The sequence below is a fragment of the Pseudomonas sp. B21-010 genome, from assembly GCF_024749325.1.
GTDB lineage: Bacteria > Pseudomonadota > Gammaproteobacteria > Pseudomonadales > Pseudomonadaceae > Aquipseudomonas > Aquipseudomonas kilonensis.
Genome location: NZ_CP087198.1, coordinates 1,642,557 through 1,660,079, shown reverse-complemented (window position 1 = coordinate 1,660,079; position 17,523 = coordinate 1,642,557). Strand labels below are relative to the sequence as shown.

13 protein-coding genes and 1 pseudogene are annotated in these 17,523 nt (G+C 61.2%); 4 read left to right on the top strand and 10 right to left on the bottom strand.

Features of this window, described 5'->3' with window-relative positions; translation table 11 throughout:
* Positions 1-200: 200 nt before the first annotated feature.
* From LOY50_RS07375 to aceK, 5 genes are all read right to left on the bottom strand, one after another.
* Positions 201-437 carry an anti-sigma factor gene (locus tag LOY50_RS07375; RefSeq protein ID WP_258690559.1) on the bottom strand — a complete coding sequence of 79 codons (237 nt, stop codon included), beginning with the start codon at positions 435-437 and terminating at the stop codon, positions 201-203.
* Positions 431-1,042: an RNA polymerase sigma factor gene (locus LOY50_RS07370; protein WP_253472299.1), complete on the bottom strand. Its 612-nt coding sequence runs from the start codon at positions 1,040-1,042 to the stop codon at positions 431-433. The genes LOY50_RS07375 and LOY50_RS07370 overlap by 7 nt, the downstream gene beginning before the upstream one ends.
* A gap of 174 nt (positions 1,043-1,216) precedes the next feature.
* Positions 1,217-2,338: a beta-ketoacyl-ACP synthase III gene (locus LOY50_RS07365; RefSeq protein ID WP_258690558.1), complete on the bottom strand. Its 1,122-nt coding sequence runs from the start codon at positions 2,336-2,338 to the stop codon at positions 1,217-1,219.
* 328 nt (positions 2,339-2,666) lie between these two features.
* Positions 2,667-6,578, bottom strand: a complete 3,912-nt coding sequence (hrpA, locus tag LOY50_RS07360) for an ATP-dependent RNA helicase HrpA (RefSeq protein ID WP_258690557.1) — start codon at positions 6,576-6,578, stop codon at positions 2,667-2,669.
* 343 nt (positions 6,579-6,921) lie between these two features.
* Positions 6,922-8,643: a bifunctional isocitrate dehydrogenase kinase/phosphatase gene (gene aceK, locus LOY50_RS07355; RefSeq protein WP_258690556.1), complete on the bottom strand. Its 1,722-nt coding sequence runs from the start codon at positions 8,641-8,643 to the stop codon at positions 6,922-6,924.
* A gap of 130 nt (positions 8,644-8,773) precedes the next feature.
* Between aceK and LOY50_RS07350 the strand changes: the two genes are divergently transcribed.
* Positions 8,774-9,682, top strand: a complete 909-nt coding sequence (locus tag LOY50_RS07350) for a DMT family transporter (protein WP_258690555.1) — start codon at positions 8,774-8,776, stop codon at positions 9,680-9,682.
* Between the two features lie 103 nt (positions 9,683-9,785).
* On the opposite strand, the gene LOY50_RS07345 is transcribed toward LOY50_RS07350, so the two are convergent.
* From LOY50_RS07345 to cysK, 3 genes are all read right to left on the bottom strand, one after another.
* Positions 9,786-10,649, bottom strand: coding sequence for a DMT family transporter (locus LOY50_RS07345; protein ID WP_258690554.1), 864 nt, complete (start codon positions 10,647-10,649; stop codon positions 9,786-9,788).
* Between the two features lie 340 nt (positions 10,650-10,989).
* Positions 10,990-11,928, bottom strand: coding sequence for an aspartyl/asparaginyl beta-hydroxylase domain-containing protein (locus tag LOY50_RS07340; RefSeq protein WP_258690553.1), 939 nt, complete (start codon positions 11,926-11,928; stop codon positions 10,990-10,992).
* Between the two features lie 368 nt (positions 11,929-12,296).
* Complete coding sequence (gene cysK / locus LOY50_RS07335; protein WP_092150801.1) at positions 12,297-13,271, bottom strand: cysteine synthase A; 975 nt, start codon at positions 13,269-13,271, stop codon at positions 12,297-12,299.
* Between the two features lie 147 nt (positions 13,272-13,418).
* Between cysK and LOY50_RS07330 the strand changes: the two genes are divergently transcribed.
* Positions 13,419-14,495, top strand: coding sequence for a DUF748 domain-containing protein (locus tag LOY50_RS07330; protein ID WP_258690552.1), 1,077 nt, complete (start codon positions 13,419-13,421; stop codon positions 14,493-14,495).
* Here the strand turns inward: LOY50_RS07330 and LOY50_RS07325 are convergent.
* Both LOY50_RS07325 and LOY50_RS28955 read right to left on the bottom strand, forming a co-directional pair.
* On the bottom strand, positions 14,492-14,992 hold the full coding sequence (locus LOY50_RS07325) for a DUF2442 domain-containing protein (RefSeq protein WP_253472283.1): 501 nt from the start codon (positions 14,990-14,992) through the stop codon (positions 14,492-14,494). The two genes, LOY50_RS07330 and LOY50_RS07325, sit on opposite strands and share 4 nt — an antisense overlap.
* Positions 14,980-15,093: pseudogene (locus LOY50_RS28955) on the bottom strand (DUF4160 domain-containing protein); the annotation flags it as partial. The pseudogene LOY50_RS28955 and the gene LOY50_RS07325, both read right to left, overlap by 13 nt.
* A gap of 331 nt (positions 15,094-15,424) precedes the next feature.
* Between LOY50_RS28955 and LOY50_RS07320 the strand changes: the two are divergent.
* Together LOY50_RS07320 and LOY50_RS07315 are read left to right on the top strand one after the other, a co-directional pair.
* Positions 15,425-16,270 carry a MoxR family ATPase gene (locus tag LOY50_RS07320; RefSeq protein WP_258690551.1) on the top strand — a complete coding sequence of 282 codons (846 nt, stop codon included), beginning with the start codon at positions 15,425-15,427 and terminating at the stop codon, positions 16,268-16,270.
* Between the two features lie 34 nt (positions 16,271-16,304).
* Complete coding sequence (locus tag LOY50_RS07315) at positions 16,305-17,483, top strand: VWA domain-containing protein (protein WP_003198888.1); 1,179 nt, start codon at positions 16,305-16,307, stop codon at positions 17,481-17,483.
* Positions 17,484-17,523: the final 40 nt, after the last annotated feature.

The window sequence follows — 17,523 nt, the reverse complement described above, 5'->3', positions numbered from 1 at the left end:
GACGGGTTGTGTCAGGCGAGTTGCTATCACATAAAGATTTTATGACAGCGGAACTTTTTACTTCGAATGGGAATAACCAGAAACCCCTGTGGGAGCGAGCTTGCTCGCGATAGCGGTGGTTCAGTCTGCATTGATGTTGACTGATACACCGCTATCGCGAGCAAGCTCGCTCCCACAGGGGGTGGGTGGTGTCTGGGGGTTTAATGGGTATTTCTACGGCGCTCGGCGGCGAGTTTCTCGGCGAGGTGATCCAGGTCGGGAATCGGCGGTTGCGGCAGTTTCCTGAGGGTCGCCTGCATCAGGCGCATCTGGCGGATAAAACGCCGGCAGTTGGGGCAGAACATCAGGTGATGACGCACCATCAGGCGTTCACGAAAACTTAACTGGCCGTCGAGATAATCGCTGGAGCGCGCCACTTGTTCCTTGCAGGTCAGCATTCGCCGGTTTCCTCGAAATGTTCAACAGTCGCGAAGACTTTCAGCCGGGCGCGATGCAACAGCACTCGCACATTGGAGAGCGAAATATCCAGAAGATTACAGATTTCTTCCAGCTCCAGCCCCTGGCGTTCCCGCAGGTTCAGCACGCTGCCTTGCAGTTCCGACAGGCTGAGCAATGTGTGCTCCAGGCAATCGCGTAATTCCTCCATCGTGAGCAGCGCCTCAGGCGTGTCCTGGTGCCAGGCGAACGGTGCCAGCAGCCAATGACCGTCGGCGGCGAAACGATCATCGCCGAGGGTGCCATGGGGTGACGGCAGATCGTCTAGCAACACCTCCCGACGGTTCTGTTTGTAGCGCCCTTTGGCAGCGTTGGCGGTGATGGTCAGTAGCCAGGTCTTGAGGCTGGAACGCCCCTGGAAACCACTGAGATTGCGCACCACCGACAGCCACGCGTCCTGCACCACTTCATCGACATGGCGGCTGCCGACGATGGCATAGGCCACGGCGCGCATCGGGCTCTGGTAGGCGCTGACCAGCTCCTTGTAGGCCTGCTGCTCACCGGCCAGGAGGCGTTGGAGCAGGAGGGTGTCATCGGTGATCGTCATTCAACGCCCTATTGCTGGATAGATCGCGGTTGTGGCGGGGATTTATGTGGGAGCAAGGCTTGCCCGCGATGCAGGCGACGCGGTCCTCCATAAACCGAGTCGCCTGTTTCGCGAGCAAGCTTTGCTCCCACAAGGACTTGCCCCCACAAAAAAATTCGACGCAGCAACAGTGGATCAACGCTTGCGCAAAATCACGCTGCCAATCGAATAACCGGCGCCGAACGAACTGAGTACGGCAACCGAGCCGCTGGGCAGGTCATCCTGGTATTTGTGGAATGCAATCACCGAACCGGCCGAACTGGTGTTGGCGTAGCGGTCGAGGATCACCGGGGCTTCCTCTTCGGAGGCTTCGCGTCCCAGCAGCTTGCGCACGATCAAGTGGTTCATGCTCAGGTTGGCCTGGTGCAGCCAGAAGCGCTTCACCTCGCCAACGTTCAGCTGGTTTTCTTCCAGGTGGGTACCGATCAGCTCGGCCACCATCGGGCAGACGTCGCGGAACACCTTGCGGCCTTCCTGGACGAACAGCTTGTCGCGGCTACCGGCGCCTTCTTCCGCGGCGCGGTTGAGGAAGCCGAAGTTGTTGCGGATATTGTTGGAGAACTTGGTCAGCAGCTTGGTGCTGACCACGTCGAACTGGTACGGCGAGGTCGCCAGGTCCGCCCGCTCGATGATCACGGCGGTAGCCGCGTCGCCGAAGATGAAGTGGCTGTCGCGATCACGGAAGTTCAAGTGACCGGTGCACACTTCCGGGTTGACCATCAGGATTGCCCGGGCCTGGCCCAGTTGCACACTGTTGGCTGCTGCCTGGATGCCGAAAGTGGCCGAGGAACAGGCCACGTTCATGTCGAAACCGAAACCTTCGATGCCCAGGGCTTCCTGAACTTCGATGGCGATGGCCGGGTAGGCACGCTGCAGGTTGGAACAGGCGACGATCACTCCGTCGATGTCGGCGACGGTGCGGCCGGCGCGTTCCAGGGCCTGCTTCGCAGCGCCAATAGCCATTTCACACAGCACCGACCACTCGTCGTTGGAACGCTCGGGCAAGCGTGGGGTCATGCGTTGTGGATCGAGAATGCCGTCCTTGTCCATGACAAAGCGGCTCTTGATGCCGGAAGCCTTTTCGATGAACGCGGCGTTGGACTCGGTCAAGGCCTCGACTTCACCGCGCGCGATGGCGTCGGCGTTGTCGGCGTTGAATTGCGCGACATAGGTATTGAAAGATTGCACCAGCTCTTCGTTGGAGATGCTGTTGGCCGGGGTGTACAGGCCGGTGCCGCTGATGACGACGTTATGCATGGTCGTGTCTCTGATCTGTTCAGGCAGAAAGCATTGGCACCGACGTACCAATACACAAAGGGACTTTTCCCATCCGGGGAAGCAGCCCTGGCATCGCTTTATTCCGATCCGCCCGGGGCATTGAAGCTCAAAACCACGGGACCGGCATTTATAGCTGCGAAGTTTGCCATAAACACTGGCGTTTGGCCCATTCTCCCTTCACTACAACACCCTACCCTGTGGGAGCGAGCTTGCTCGCGATAGCGGTGTATCAGTCAACATCAATGCAGGCTGAACCACCGCTATCGCGAGCAAGCTCGCTCCCACAGGGGTTAGAGGGGCTTTGCCATCAACCCTCCACCTGCCCCCACTGCTTGCCCAGGCGCTTGTCCGAGATCGGCACCTTGGTACCCAGTTGCTGGGCGAACAGCGACACCCGGTATTCCTCCAGCCACCAGCGGTACAGCTCCAGTTGCGGATCACGCTTGCCTTCCTGGGCGTGTTTGCTGGCGCGGGCCTGGTATTGGGCCCAGAGGTTCGACAGCTCGCCGCTCCAGACCCGGTCTTTCTGCACCTGGCTACCGAGCTTCTCGAAGCGTTGCTCGATGGCCTTGAGGTAGCGCGGCAATTCCTTGAGCCATTGATGCGGGGTTTCGCGGACGAAGCCCGGGTACACCAGGTGGCTGAGTTGCTGCTTGATATCGTTCAGCGCCACGGCCTGGGCCAGGTCGATCTTGCCCTTGAAGCGTTTTTGCAGGCCATGCCAGAGCTTGAGGATGTCCAGGGTCAGCTTCGCCAGGCGCTCGGCGTGCTCGGTCCAGCCGCCGCGCTTGCGCTCGGCCAGGGAAGCCAGCGCGGCGCCGTCACGGGGCAGGCTCGCTTCGCCTTCGAGCACACAACTGTCGAGGCTGGCGAGCAGGATGTCTTCCACCAGGCTGTCGATGCGGCCCAGGTCGCGGTACAGCAGGCCCAGTTCCGTCAGCCCCGGCAGCTTGCCGCGCAGGAACTTGGCCGACTCGGCCAATTGCTGCATCAGCAAGCGCTGCAAGGCCCGGCGATGCTGGAACTCGGCTTCGGCCGGCGTCGGGAAACGCCCTTCCTTGACCACGCCGCCCTCTTCCACCAGCGCCGGGTAGACCGTCATCGACAGCCCGGCGATCTTCTGTTGGGTTTTCTCGGCCACCGGCGCGAAGACCTTCGCCTCCACCGGTGCCTGGCTTTTCGCCGTTTGCGGCACGGCCAAGGCCGCCTGGCTGGCTTCGGCAAAACGCGCCGTCAGCTCGGCCAGGTCGCGGCCCTCGCCGAGGAACTTGCCTTGGCCGTCGACGATTTCCAGGTTCATGCGCAGGTGGCTTTCCACTTGCTGGGCCGCTTCGGCCCAGGCTTCGTCGCTGACCCGCGCTCCGGTCATGCGCAGCAGCTCACGGCCCAGGGACTGCGGCAAAGAGCCCTCGGCGAAGGTGATGCGTTGCAGCGCCGCCTTGACGAAATCCGGCACCGGCACGAAGTTCTTGCGCAAGGCCTTGGGCAGGTTGCGCACCAGGGCGATGCACTTGGCTTCGATCACCCCTGGCACCAGCCACTCCAGGCGTTCCGGCGGCAGCATCGGCAGCAGTGGCGCCGGCACTCGCAACGTCACGCCGTCGCGCGGGTGGTTGGGCTCGAAGTGATAGCTCAGCGGCAAGGTCAGGTCACCGACGCGCAAGGTGTCGGGGTAATGTGCGGCGGTGACTTCGCTGGCTTCGCGGGCCAGCACGTCTTCTTCGCGCATGATCAGCAGTTGCGAGTCTTTCTGGCTGTTGATCCGGTACCAGCTGTCGAACGTCGCGGTCTGGTGGATCTCGGCCGGCAAGCGCGCGTCGTAGAACGCAAACAGGGTTTCCTCGTCCGCCAGGATGTCGCGGCGACGGGCCTTGGCTTCCAGCTCGTCGAGTTGCTCCAGCAACCGGGTATTGGCGCTCAGGCACTTGGCCTTGGACTGGATCTCGCCGCGCACCAGCGCCTCGCGGATGAACAGTTCACGGGAGACCACCGGGTCCACCGGCCCGTAATGCACTGGCCGCCGACCAACGACGATGAGCCCGAACAGGGTGATTTGCTCATAGGCCACCACCTGCCCGCGCTTCTTCTCCCAATGGGGTTCGAAGTGGTTTTTCTTGATCAGGTGCCCGGCCAGCGGTTCGATCCAGTCCGGTTCGATCTTGGCCACCATGCGCGCATACAGCTTGGTGGTTTCCACCAATTCGGCGGTCATCAGCCATTGCGGACGCTTCTTGCCCAGGCCCGACGAGGGGTGGACCCAGAACCGCCGCTGGCGAGCACCGAGGTAGTCGCCATCTTCGGTTTTCTGGCCGATCTGGCTCAACAGGCCCGAGAGCACCGCCTTGTGCAATTTCGGGAAGTCGGCCGGTTCTTTGTTGAGGCTCAGCTGCATGTCGCGACAGATCAGGCTCAACTGGCGATGGGAGTCACGCCACTCGCGCAGGCGCAGGTAATTGAGGAAGTTCTTGCGGCACCAGTTGCGCAGCGGGCTGGCGGTCAGGGCCTGGCGCTGCTCTTCGAAACCGCGCCACAGGTTGACCAGCCCGGCGAAGTCCGAATCCGCGTCCTTCCACTGAGCGTGGGCCTGGTCCGCCGCCTGTTGGCGCTCCGGCGGACGCTCGCGGGGATCCTGGATCGACATGGCGCTGGCGACGATCAACACTTCCTGCAAACTGCCCAGCTTCGCCGCTTCCAACAGCATCCGGCCCATGCGCGGGTCCACCGGCAGGCGTGCCAACTGGCGACCGAGCGGGGTCAACTGGCTGTTGCGGTCCACCGCCGACAATTCTTGCAGCAGGTTGAAACCGTCACTGATGGCCTTGCCGTCCGGCGGTTCGATGAACGGAAAATCGGTGATCTCGCCGAGACGCAGGTGCAGCATCTGCAGGATCACCGCCGCCAAGTTAGTGCGCAGGATTTCCGGGTCAGTGAACTCCGGCCGTCCAAGAAAATCTTCTTCGCTGTACAGCCGTACGCAGATCCCCGGCTCGACCCGCCCGCAGCGGCCCTTGCGCTGGTTGGCACTGGCCTGGGAAATGGCTTCGATGGGCAGGCGCTGGACCTTGGCCCGGTAGCTGTAGCGGCTGATGCGCGCGGTGCCGCTGTCGATCACGTAGCGGATGCCCGGCACGGTCAGCGAGGTTTCGGCGACGTTGGTCGCCAGTACCACGCGACGGCCCGGGTGGGACTGGAAGATCCGTTGCTGTTCGGCCGGCGACAGTCGCGCATACAGCGGCAGAATCTCGGTGTGCTTGAGCTGGGCCTTGCGCAGCATCTCCGCGGCGTCGCGAATTTCCCGCTCGCCCGGCAGGAACACCAGCACGTCCCCAGGGCTGCGCCGCTCGCTGCGCTCGTAGGCGGCGATTTCATCGAGGGTGGCGAGGATCGCCTGGTCGACGGTCAAGTCGTCCTCGACCCGGTTGCCTTCCTCGTCCTGCTCCAGGGTCAGCGGGCGATACCAGGTTTCCACCGGGAAGGTGCGGCCCGAGACTTCCACGATCGGCGCGTCATCGAAATGCTTGGAGAAACGCTCCAGGTCAATCGTCGCCGAGGTGATGATGACTTTCAGGTCCGGACGACGTGGCAGCAGGGTCTTGAGGTAGCCGAGCAGGAAGTCGATGTTCAGGCTGCGTTCGTGGGCTTCGTCGACGATGATCGTGTCGTAGCGCTCGAGGTAACGGTCATTCTGGGTCTCGGCCAGCAGGATGCCGTCGGTCATCAGCTTGATCAGGGTGTTGGCGTCGCTCTGGTCCTCGAACCGCACCTGATAGCCCACCAGCGCCCCCAACGGCGTGGCCAGTTCCTCGGCCACCCGGCTCGCCACACTGCGCGCGGCGATCCGCCGCGGTTGGGTGTGGCCGATCAAGCCATGCTGGCCGCGACCGATTTCCAGGCAGATCTTCGGCAACTGCGTGGTTTTGCCCGAGCCGGTTTCGCCGGCGATGATCAGCACCTGGTGCTTGAGCAGCGCGTCCTTGATTTCGTCGCGCTTGGCGGCAATCGGCAAATTATCGTCGTAGCGGATCACCGGCAGACTCGCCTTGCGCGCCAGCACCTGATCGCACGACGCCTGCATGCGCGTCACCCACTGGGCCAGCTTGGCCTCGTCGGGCTTCTTGCGCAGCTCGAACAACTGGCGTCGCAACCGGTTGCGGTCTGCGAGCATGGCGTGGTCGAGGTTTTTCAGCAGCTTGTCGATAGCGGGGGCTTGGTCAGTCATCAGGTACGCAAGGGTCGTCGGTTTGAGCAGGGGGCGATTGTCGCAGATTTGCGGCTATTGCGCCGAGCACACAAAGCAGCCCCACCCCCTAAATTGTGGGAGCGAGCTTGCTCGCGATAGCGGTGAGTCAGTCACCCTCAATGCTGGCTGATACACCGCTATCGCGAGCAAGCTCGCTCCCACAGGGGATTTGCGTCAAGAAATGCTGTTGTGGCGAGGGAGCTTGCTCCCGCTCGGTTGCGCAGCAGCCGCAAAATCCCGGGGCCGCTTCGCGACCCAGCGGGAGCAAGCTCCCTCGCCACAAAAGCTACAAAAGCCACAGGGACTTCGTTCACCGCCACGGTTATTCGTTGTCCAGGTCCTTGCGCCGGTACGGGAACACGTCGATCACCTTCCCCGCCCTGATAGCCTCTTGCAGGCCTTTCCAGTAGTCGGCGTTGTACAACTCGCCGTGCAACTGGTCGAACAGCTTGCGCTGCCCGGCGTCGGCGAACAGGAACGGCGGGAATTCTTCGGGGAAGACGTCCAGCGGGCCGATGGAGTACCAGGGCTCGGAGGCCATTTCGTCTTCCGGTGTGCGGGGCTGGGGGATGTGGCGGAAGTTGGCTTCGGTCAGGAAGCAGATTTCATCGTAGTCGTAGAACACCACGCGGCCGTGACGGGTCACGCCAAAGTTCTTGAGCAGCATGTCGCCGGGGAAGATATTGGCCGCCGCCAGTTGCTTGATGGCCAGGCCATAGTCTTCCAGCGCCTCGCGCACCTGGTCCGGGTTGGCGTTTTCCAGGTACAGGTTCAGCGGTGTCATGCGGCGCTCGGTCCAGCAGTGACGAATCAGCACCGTGTCGCCTTCCACCGAGACCGTGGACGGCGCCACTTCCAGCAGTTCCTCCAGGCACGCCGGCTCGAACTTGCTCAGGGGAAAACGGAAATCGGCGAACTCCTGGGTATCGGCCATGCGCCCGACCCGGTCGACGCTTTTCACCAGACGGTACTTCTCGATCACCGTGGCCCGGTCGACGTTTTTCGACGGCGAGAAACGGTCCTTGATGATCTTGAATACCGTGTTGAAGCCCGGCAGGGTGAACACGCTCATGACCATGCCACGCACACCCGGGGCCATGATGAACTGGTCGTCGGTGTTCGCCAGGTGGTTGATCAACGCTCGGTAGAACTCGGATTTTCCGTGCTTGTAGAAACCGATGGAGGTGTACAACTCGGCGATGTGCTTGCCCGGCAGGATGCGCTTGAGAAAGCCGATGAATTCCGCCGGCACCGGCACGTCCACCATGAAGTACGAGCGGGTGAACGAGAAGATGATCGACACCTGCGCCTCGTCGGTAATCAGCGCATCGATCTGGATACCCCGGCCCTCGCGGTGCAACAGCGGGATCACCAGCGGCCACTGGTCCTCGCGGGTGTAGATCCGGCCCACCAGATAGGCGCCCTTGTTGCGATAGAGCACTGAAGAAAACAACTCCACCGTCAGCTCCGGGTCCTTGCAGACCCAGTCCGGCAGGTTCTCACGCAACTGCGCTTCGAGGCGCTGCAGGTCGCCCGGCAGATCGGCGTAGTCCTCGCTGAAACGGTAATCGGCGAACACGCTCGCCAGCATCCGGTCCAACTGCCCCTGGGGTTTGTAGGTGCGAGTCTGGGCGGCACGGGCCCGGCGCAGGCTGGGCCGGGTGGTGTGGATGAACATGGTGCCGTCGCTGATCAGGTCGTGGCTGAACAACCCGCAAAAGATCGAGTTGTACCAGGTTTCCGACAGCTCATCGTCGAAGCGCAGGTCGATCAGGCTGATGTAGGCGCTCTTGACCAGTGGCCAGCAGCTCACGTCCATCAGGGTTTCGTCAGCGAAGGCGTTGTGCAGCCTGGCAACGGTTTCGAAGACTTTTTCTTCATACAAATTGATGCGCGCCGCCGAAGCCGTTTGCGCCTCCAACCACAGGGCCTGCTCGAACCGGGCGCGGGCGCCATCGGTGATCTGCCGGAAATGCTCACGATAATCGTCGAAGCCGTCGAGGATCGAACGGGCGATTTCGATGGCGGGCCATGGCTGCGGCATAGGGTAAACCTCGGCGGGTCATGCTTGTTATTGGCGACTGAGCTTAGAGGCCAATCACGCGGCAACGCAACCATTGCCATCGCCATTCAGGGCGGCGACACTTGCCGCCCAATCAAGGAAGGAATGACTTGTGAACCTCGTTGATATCCTGCGTTTACTGTCACTGGCCGCTATCTGGGGCGCCAGTTTCCTGTTCATGCGCATTATCGCCCCCGTCATTGGCACAATCCCCACTGCCTTTTTTCGCGTGTCCATCGCCTTCGTCGGGCTGCTGGTGATCCTGGCCCTGATGCGCGTCGACTGGAATTTTCGCGGCAAGCTCAAAGTCGTGATGGGGCTGGGCCTGATCAACTCGGGCATTCCGGCCACGTTCTATTCGCTGGCGGCCCAGGTGCTGCCGGCCGGTTACTCGGCGATCTTCAACGCCACCACGCCGTTGATGGGGGTGTTGATCGGCGGTTTGTTCTTCAGCGAAAAACTCACCCCAGCCAAGGTCGGCGGTGTCTTCCTTGGGCTGCTCGGCGTCGGCATCCTGACCCGTGCCGGCCCGGTGGCGTTCGACCTGCAACTGTTGATGGGCGCCCTCGCCTGCCTGCTGGCCACGACCTGCTATGGCTTTGCCGGTTTCCTCACCCGTCGCTGGCTCGATCAGCAAGGTGGCTTGGACAGCCGTCTCTCGGCCCTGGGCAGCATGTTCGGCGCCACGGTGTTCTTGCTGCCGCTGTTTGGCTACAGCGTCATCAGCCAACCACCGGCCAGCTGGGGTGGCTGGAGCGTCTGGTTGTCACTGCTGGGGCTGGGCCTGGTGTGCACCGCGCTGGCGTACATTCTTTACTTCCGCCTGCTCAGTTCCATCGGCCCGGTCAAATCCATGACCGTGACCTTCCTGATCCCACCGTTCGGCGTGCTGTGGGGGGCGTTGCTGCTGGATGAGCCGTTGGGGATGGCGCATCTGTATGGTGGGGTGTTGATTGCGGCGGCGTTGTGGTTGGTGCTCAAGCCCGCTGCGGTGAAACCGGCTGAGGTGTCTGCCCGGTAGTACGCCATCGCGAGCAAGCTCGCTCCCACAAAGGGCTGTGCATAACCCTGTGGGAGCGAGCTTGCTCGCGATGGCGGTGGTACAGCCAGCCAATAGCTAAGGGCTAGCGGCTCTTACGAAACACAAACACCAACCCCACGATGATCAGCACCATCCCCAGCAAGCTCAACAACGCCAGCCGGTTGCCAAACACCAGGTAGTCCATGATCGCCGTCACCGCCGGTACCAGGTAGAACAGGCTGGTGACATTCACCAGGTTGCCGCGGGCGATCAGTCGGTACAGCAGCAATGTCGCCAGTACCGACACCACCAGCCCCATCCACAACACCGGCACGAAGAACCCTGTGCTGTACTCGAAATGGAACGGCTGGAACGGCACGAACACCGCGCACAGCAACAGCCCGGCCAGGTACTGCACCGGCAGCGTGCCCAGGGGGTTGTCGGTGATGCGCTTCTGCATGATCGAACCGGCCGTCATGCTCACCAGTGCCAGCAACCCGCAGAGCATCCCGGCCAGGGACATACCGGCCAGGCCGATGCCCTGGTACACCACCATGACCAGCCCGACCAACCCCAGCATCAGGCCGAACATCCGCAACCAGGAACGCTGCCGCTCCATGAGCACCACGGTCAGGATCGGTTGCACGCCCATCAGGGTTGCCATGACCCCCGGCGTGACACTCATTTGCAGCGCCAGCAGATAAAAAATCTGATAGGCGCCCAGCAGCACCAACCCGGTGGTCGCCGCGTACAGCATCGGCTTGCCAGTCTTGGGCAGCTTGAACTTGAGCAACGGAATCAACAGCACCAGCGCCGACAGCGCGATGGCAAAACGGATCAGCAAAAAGGCGAAGGGAGAAGCATGGGCCAGGCCCAGCTTGGAAAAAATCGCCCCACTGCTCCACAGCAAAACGAACAGGCTCGTGGAAGCCGCCGCCAACAAGGCGTTTTTGGAAAGGGAAAACATGAATACCACCTGTAGTCAGGCAAAAAGCCAACTCAGCCGAAACTGAAGTCCAGTAGTTTTTTCAGGCGGGCACAGGGGGATGGCAACCGTTGCCGATCAGCCCTGAATGCCAACACCCGGCGGTGATACGAAGGCGTACACCGATGAGCTACGGACAGGTGGGGGGTATTGACCGATCTGCGCAGGCTGCTGGTTCCCACACGGCACGACGCCAGCGTTGAACGCTGGAACCACAACCGCGATGACAGGGGATGCAGGCATGAGCCGATCTCTTGAAGGAGCGGGTTCGAAAACCCGAAGAGCGCTGACTATAACCAGCGCTCGATGGACAACGCAATATTTAACCGAACAACCAATAGCCAAGCGCCGTCAGCACCGCCACCGCCAACACCGGCCGCATCACCCGGTAGGCCTTGGGATGCTTGCGTTTGAATTGCTTGACCCGGCCACTGATGCCGTCGCTGAACGATTTGCTCCAGGCATAGGCCCGGTTGATGCCGCCGACGTGTTCATCGTCCAGGTTCTGTGGCGCGGTAGCGCGGCCGAGGAACGCGCTGATGCTGCGGTTGAGGCGGGTCATCAACCGGCTTTTCAAGGGCCGCTCGACATCACAGAACAGGATCACGCGGGTCTGCGGGGTTTCGTTCTTGACCCAGTGCACATAGGTTTCATCGAACATGACGTCTTCGCCGTCACGCCAGGCGTAGATCTGGCCGTCGACGAAGATCCGGCAGTCGTCGGAATTGGGGGTGGACAGGCCCAAGTGATAACGCAACGAGCCGGCGAAGGGATCCCGGTGGGGATTCAGATGGCTGTCACCCGGCAGCAGGGCAAACATCGCGCCCCGGACATTGGGGATCTGGCTGACCAGCGCGACCGTCCTGGGGCACAACAGCTCAGCCGACGGCAGCGGTTTGTCGTACCACTTGAGGTAGAAACGCTTCCAGCCCTTCTTGAAGAACGAGCCGAAACCCGCGTCGTTGTTCTTCTCGGCAGCGCGAATGTAGCCCTCGTCGAACAGGTGCATGGCCTCGTCGCGGATGACTTGCCAGTTGTCCTTGAGCACATCCAGTTCGGGGAATTTGCTGCGGTCCAGGTAAGGCTTGGAGGGCACGCCGGAGAACAGGTACATCAAGGTGTTATAGGGGGCGAACAGCGCCGAGTGGTTGACGAACTGACGCAACACCGGCAAACGCGCCTTGCCACGCAAATGCACATAAAGCGTACTGCCCAGAAACAGCAGCAACACCGAGGCCTTGGCGACAAACGAAACGGTCATTTTATAATTCCTTGTCCAAAACAACTGACGCAACGCCTACTGCCCGACGTAGCCGAAGGCCATGTTAATCCCTAATGGCCCGGGTAAACACCGTCTGACACAACATTCTCTGTTGAGTAAAACGCAATAAACACTTTCTAACAGGCGCCACCTGAACCTTGGCTGACGCCTGTCAAACAACCCGTGCAAATGCAACCTGAGGCCTCTTGCGGCAGGCTCCCAAGGCAAGCTCCTGCGACAACCTTTGTGGCGAGGGAGCTTGCTCCCGCTGGGCTGCGAAGCAGCCCCAAAAGCCTGCGAGCGCTGCGCACTCGAGCGGGAGCAAGCTCCCTCGCCACAAAAGCTCTTCCACCAGTTCCTACATACGGTTACTGCTGAATCTCCTGCTCGGTAAACAGATCACTGAACAACATGCTCGACAAGTACCGCTCGCCCGAATCCGGCAGGATCACGACGATGGTCTTGCCCTGCATCTCCGGTTTTTCCGCCAGGCGTACGGCCACGGCCATCGCCGCGCCACAAGAGATCCCGCAGAGGATGCCCTCCTCCTGCATCAAGCGCAGGGCCATGGCCTTGGACTCGTCGTCAGAGACCCGCTCGACCAGGTCAACGATCGACAGGTCAAGGTTCTTCGGCACGAACCCGGCGCCGATCCCCTGAATCTTGTGGGGGCTGGGCTTGATCTCCTGGCCCGCCATCGCCTGGGTAATCACCGGCGAAACCTCGGGCTCGACCGCCACCGACAGGATCGGTTTGCCACAGGTGTTCTTGATGTACCGTGAAACGCCGGTGATGGTGCCGCCGGTGCCCACACCGGCCACCAGCACGTCCACCGCGCCGTCGGTGTCGTTCCAGATTTCCGGACCGGTGGTTTTTTCGTGAATCGCCGGGTTCGCCGGGTTATCGAACTGCTGCGGCATGAAGTATTTGGCTGGATCGCCGGCCATGATCTCGGCGGCTTTGTCGATGGCCCCTTTCATGCCCTTCGCCGGTTCGGTGAGCACCAGTTCCGCGCCCAGGGCCTTGAGCACCTTGCGGCGCTCGATGCTCATGGAGGCGGGCATGGTCAGCATCAGCTTGTAGCCACGAGCGGCGGCGACGAACGCCAGGCCAATCCCGGTGTTGCCCGAAGTCGGTTCGACGATGGTCATGCCCGGCTTGAGTTTGCCCGAGCTTTCAGCGTCCCAGATCATGTTCGCGCCGATCCGACACTTGACCGAATACCCTGGGTTACGCCCCTCGATCTTGGCCAGGATGGTCACACCGCGCGGGGCAATGCGGTTGATCTGCACCAGCGGCGTATTACCGATGGAATGGGCGTTGTCAGCGAATATACGGCTCATGGCTGGGTCCTTGATGCAGCGGGAATGTAAGCCTTTAAAGGTATGCCTCTTGCCCATGGGCGTCCAGTTGCACCGAACGTTCCCGTTGTTGCGACAGTCAATGGCATTAGAAGGCGCTCCCCCAACAAACGCTGGAGACTGACTGACATGAAGCGTCGATACCGTTGGCCATTGTGGGTTTTCGCCGCCATCGTCGCGGTGCTGGTGACCCTGCATTTCACCTTGCCTTATCTGGTACGCGACTACCTGAACGAAAAACTGGCCGACATGGGCGATTATCGCGGCCGGATCACCGACGTGGACCTGGCCCTGTGGCGCGGTGCCTACCGGATCAATGGCCTGGAAATCGTCAAGGTCGACGGCAAGGTCCCGGTGCCGTTCGTCAGCGCACCGCTGGTGGACCTGTCTGTGAGCTGGCACTCGCTGTGGTATGACCATGCGGTGGTCGCCGAGGTTGAATTCGCCCGCCCGGAAGTGAACTTCGTCGACGGCGGCGCCAACCGCCAGAACTCCCAGACCGGCCGGGGCACCAACTGGCGCGAGCAGTTGAGCAAACTGCTGCCCATCACCTTCAACGAAGTGCGCATCCGCGATGGCAAGGTCACCTTCCGCAATTTCAACTCCAAGCCACCGGTCAACCTGCGAGCCACCAACGTCAACGCCAACTTCTACAACCTGACCAACGTGGTCGACACCAAAGGCAAGCGCGACGCCCGTTTCGAGGGCAAGGCTCTGGTGGCCGAACACGCTCCATTGGAAATGCAGGCCACCTTCGACCCGTTGAGCGACTTCGAGGATTTCGACTTCCGCCTGCGGGCCAGGAACATTGAGCTCAAGCGCCTGAACGATTTCGCCGCCGCTTATGGCAAATTCGATTTCAATGCCGGTCACGGCGACCTGGTGATCGAGGCCGAAGCCGACAACGCCAAGCTCAGCGGCTACATCAAGCCATTGCTGCGCGATGTCGATGTGTTCGACTGGCAGCAGGACGTGGAAAACCAGAACAAGAACATCTTCCGCTCGGTCTGGGAAGCGCTGGTCGGCACAGGCGAAACGGCCCTCAAGAACCAGCGCAAGAACCAGTTCGCCACCCGCGTGGAACTCAGCGGCAATGTTCACCAGCAGGACATCAGCGCCTTCGAAGCCTTCCTGCAGATCCTGCGCAACGGTTTCGTCGAGGCCTTCAATGCCCGTTATGAACAACCGCCGCCGTCGACCGATTAGGGCTTGCGCGTGACGGTGTAGCGGCCGGGCGCTTCTGCTGCCGCTATTCCCGCTCCTTGCTGCAATGAGTCCCAGCCCAGGCATGCCAAGGCCAGCGAACGCGGCACAGCCTCGCGACCGCTGCTGTAGCGGCTGATGCTGCGAGCGCTGACCCCCAGTGCTTCAGCCGCCTGGTTCAGCGGCAGGCCCGTGCGGGCGCGCCAACCGATGAAGATGCGGGTATTTTCGTCCACGGCGTTCTGCGCCAGTGCGTCCAGATACAAGGTATCGGCACCGATCTGGATATCCAGCGCAGGCCATTCCACGCTCCAGCCATCGTCGCCCAGGGCTGCGCCCTCAAACGCTCCATCTTCAAGCAAAGGCTGCAAGCCTGGATAACGTTGTACATCGGCGCTCAAGTCCAGCCTCAGTTGCTGACCGTCAATGAACGTCAGGTCCAGGCTGAACGGCAATAAAGGCTGCACGGCCAATAGCCGCGGTCGTTTCATGGGTAGCATCGTTGCCAATCCTCCAGCAGTTGCGCTTGATGGGCGCTGACCCAGTCCAGCGCTTCCTTGATGATCAATGGCGGCGCCCGGCCCATCATCACTTCGAATGTGGTACCCCTGTGGCGAGGAAGCTTGCTCCCGCTGGGCTGCGAAGCGGCCCCAAAAGCCTGCGAGCGCTGCGCACTCGAGCGGGAGCAAGCTCCCTCGCCACAAGAGCGGCTGACCGTAAGTAAAAACATGAACTCGGAAGCGTATCGCCAAATTGGCGATACGCAATACTGGCAAGGCGCCGAGACTGAGTCAACATGTGACGCTCCATTCAGAGACTGAATACAGCGTCTGCGTTCACAGTCGGCGGGGCGCCGCGTTATAGTCGGGCACGATATTTATTTTCGCGCGCCCCGCCTCGCCAGGCCGGCGACACGTTCGAGGAAATTGCAGATGAAGTTCGAAGGCACCAGCACCTACGTGGCCACCGATGACCTGAAACTGGCCGTGAACGCCGCCATCACCCTGGAGCGGCCATTGCTGGTCAAGGGCGAACCGGGCACCGGCAAGACCATGCTGGCCGAACAACTGGCCGAGTCCTTTGGCGCGCGTCTGATCACTTGGCACATCAAGTCCACCACCAAGGCCCACCAGGGCCTGTATGAGTACGATGCGGTCAGCCGCCTGCGGGACTCGCAGTTGGGCGTGGACAAGGTCCACGACGTGCGCAACTACCTGAAGAAGGGCAAGCTCTGGGAAGCGTTCGAGTCCGAGGAGCGGGTGATCCTGCTGATCGACGAAATCGACAAGGCCGACATCGAGTTCCCCAACGACCTGCTGCAGGAACTCGACAAGATGGAGTTCTACGTCTACGAGACCGACGAAACCATCAAGGCCAAGAAACGGCCGATCATCATCATTACCTCCAACAACGAAAAGGAACTGCCGGACGCGTTCCTGCGCCGCTGCTTCTTCCACTACATCGCCTTCCCCGACCGCGTCACCCTGCAGAAAATCGTCGATGTGCATTACCCGGACATCAAGAAGGACCTGGTCAGCGAAGCGCTGGACGTGTTCTTCGACGTGCGCAAGGTGCCAGGCCTGAAGAAAAAGCCTTCCACCTCCGAACTGGTGGACTGGCTCAAGCTGCTGATGGCCGACAACATCGGCGAAGCGGTACTGCGCGAACGTGATCCGACCAAGGCCATCCCGCCGCTGGCCGGCGCCCTGGTCAAGAACGAACAGGACGTGCAATTGCTCGAGCGCCTGGCGTTCATGAGCCGTCGCGGCACTCGCTGATCCTCTTCGTCTAACAAGAGCGAGGGCGATTGCCATGCTGCTTAACCTGTTCAATGAGATGCGCGCCGCCAAGGTGCCCGTGTCGGTGCGCGAACTGCTGGACCTGATCAACGCGCTGAAACAGCGGGTGATCTTCGCCGACATGGACGAGTTCTATTACTTGTCCCGGGCGATCCTGGTGAAGGACGAACGGCATTTCGACAAGTTCGACCGGGCGTTCGCCGCCTACTTCAACGGCCTGGAGAAACTCGACGATCACCTCCAGGCGCTGATTCCCGAAGACTGGCTGCGCAAGGAATTCGAGCGTTCGCTGACCGACGAAGAGCGAGCGCAGATCCAATCCCTCGGTGGCCTGGACAAGCTGATCGAAGAATTCAAGAAACGCCTGGAAGAACAGAAGGAACGCCATGCCGGCGGCAACAAGTGGATCGGCACCGGCGGGACCAGCCCGTTCGGCTCCGGCGGCTTCAACCCCGAAGGCATCCGGGTCGGCGACGCCGGCAAGCGCCAGGGCAAGGCTGTGAAGGTCTGGGACCAGCGCGAGTACAAGAACCTCGACGACCAAGTGGAATTGGGCACCCGCAACATCAAGATCGCCCTGCGCCGCCTGCGCAAGTTCGCTCGCCAGGGTGCGGCCGAAGAGCTGGACATCGACGGCACCATCGACCACACCGCCCGCGACGCCGGCCTTTTGAACATCCAGATGCGCCCGGAACGACGCAACACCGTCAAGTTGTTGCTGCTGTTCGACATCGGTGGTTCGATGGATGCTCACGTGAAAATCTGCGAAGAGCTGTTCTCGGCCTGCAAGACCGAGTTCAAGCACCTGGAGTATTTCTACTTCCACAACTTCGTCTACGAATCGGTGTGGAAAAACAACCTGCGCCGCACTTCGGAACGCACCTCGACCCAGGACTTGCTGCACAAGTACGGCGCCGACTACAAAGTGATCTTCATCGGCGATGCCGCCATGGCGCCCTATGAAATCACCCAGGCCGGCGGCAGCGTCGAACATTGGAACGAAGAAGCCGGTTATGTGTGGATGCAGCGCTTCATGGAGAAGTACAAGAAGCTCATCTGGATCAATCCGTACCCCAAGGACACCTGGGGCTATACCGCCTCGACCAATATCGTGCGCGAATTGGTGGAAGACCGGATGTACCCGCTGACCTTGCGAGGGTTGGAGGAAGGGATGCGGTTTCTTTCCAAGTGATCTTTGGTGCCCTTTGGGGCCTCATCGCGAGCAAGCTCGC

Bases quoted from the DNA above. Each gene is read 5' to 3' on its own strand.
- LOY50_RS07330 (WP_258690552.1), top strand. From the start codon at position 13,419: ATGAAGCGTCGATACCGTTGGCCATTGTGGGTTTTCGCCGCCATCGTC.
- LOY50_RS07315 (WP_003198888.1), top strand. From the start codon at position 16,305: ATGCTGCTTAACCTGTTCAATGAGATGCGCGCCGCCAAGGTGCCCGTG.
- hrpA (WP_258690557.1), bottom strand. From the start codon at position 6,578: ATGACTGACCAAGCCCCCGCTATCGACAAGCTGCTGAAAAACCTCGAC.
- LOY50_RS07320 (WP_258690551.1), top strand. From the start codon at position 15,425: ATGAAGTTCGAAGGCACCAGCACCTACGTGGCCACCGATGACCTGAAA.
- aceK (WP_258690556.1), bottom strand. From the start codon at position 8,643: ATGCCGCAGCCATGGCCCGCCATCGAAATCGCCCGTTCGATCCTCGAC.
- cysK (WP_092150801.1), bottom strand. From the start codon at position 13,271: ATGAGCCGTATATTCGCTGACAACGCCCATTCCATCGGTAATACGCCG.
- LOY50_RS07345 (WP_258690554.1), bottom strand. From the start codon at position 10,649: ATGTTTTCCCTTTCCAAAAACGCCTTGTTGGCGGCGGCTTCCACGAGC.
- LOY50_RS07365 (WP_258690558.1), bottom strand. From the start codon at position 2,338: ATGCATAACGTCGTCATCAGCGGCACCGGCCTGTACACCCCGGCCAAC.
- LOY50_RS07375 (WP_258690559.1), bottom strand. From the start codon at position 437: ATGCTGACCTGCAAGGAACAAGTGGCGCGCTCCAGCGATTATCTCGAC.
- LOY50_RS07340 (WP_258690553.1), bottom strand. From the start codon at position 11,928: ATGACCGTTTCGTTTGTCGCCAAGGCCTCGGTGTTGCTGCTGTTTCTG.
- LOY50_RS07370 (WP_253472299.1), bottom strand. From the start codon at position 1,042: ATGACGATCACCGATGACACCCTCCTGCTCCAACGCCTCCTGGCCGGT.
- LOY50_RS07325 (WP_253472283.1), bottom strand. From the start codon at position 14,992: ATGCTACCCATGAAACGACCGCGGCTATTGGCCGTGCAGCCTTTATTG.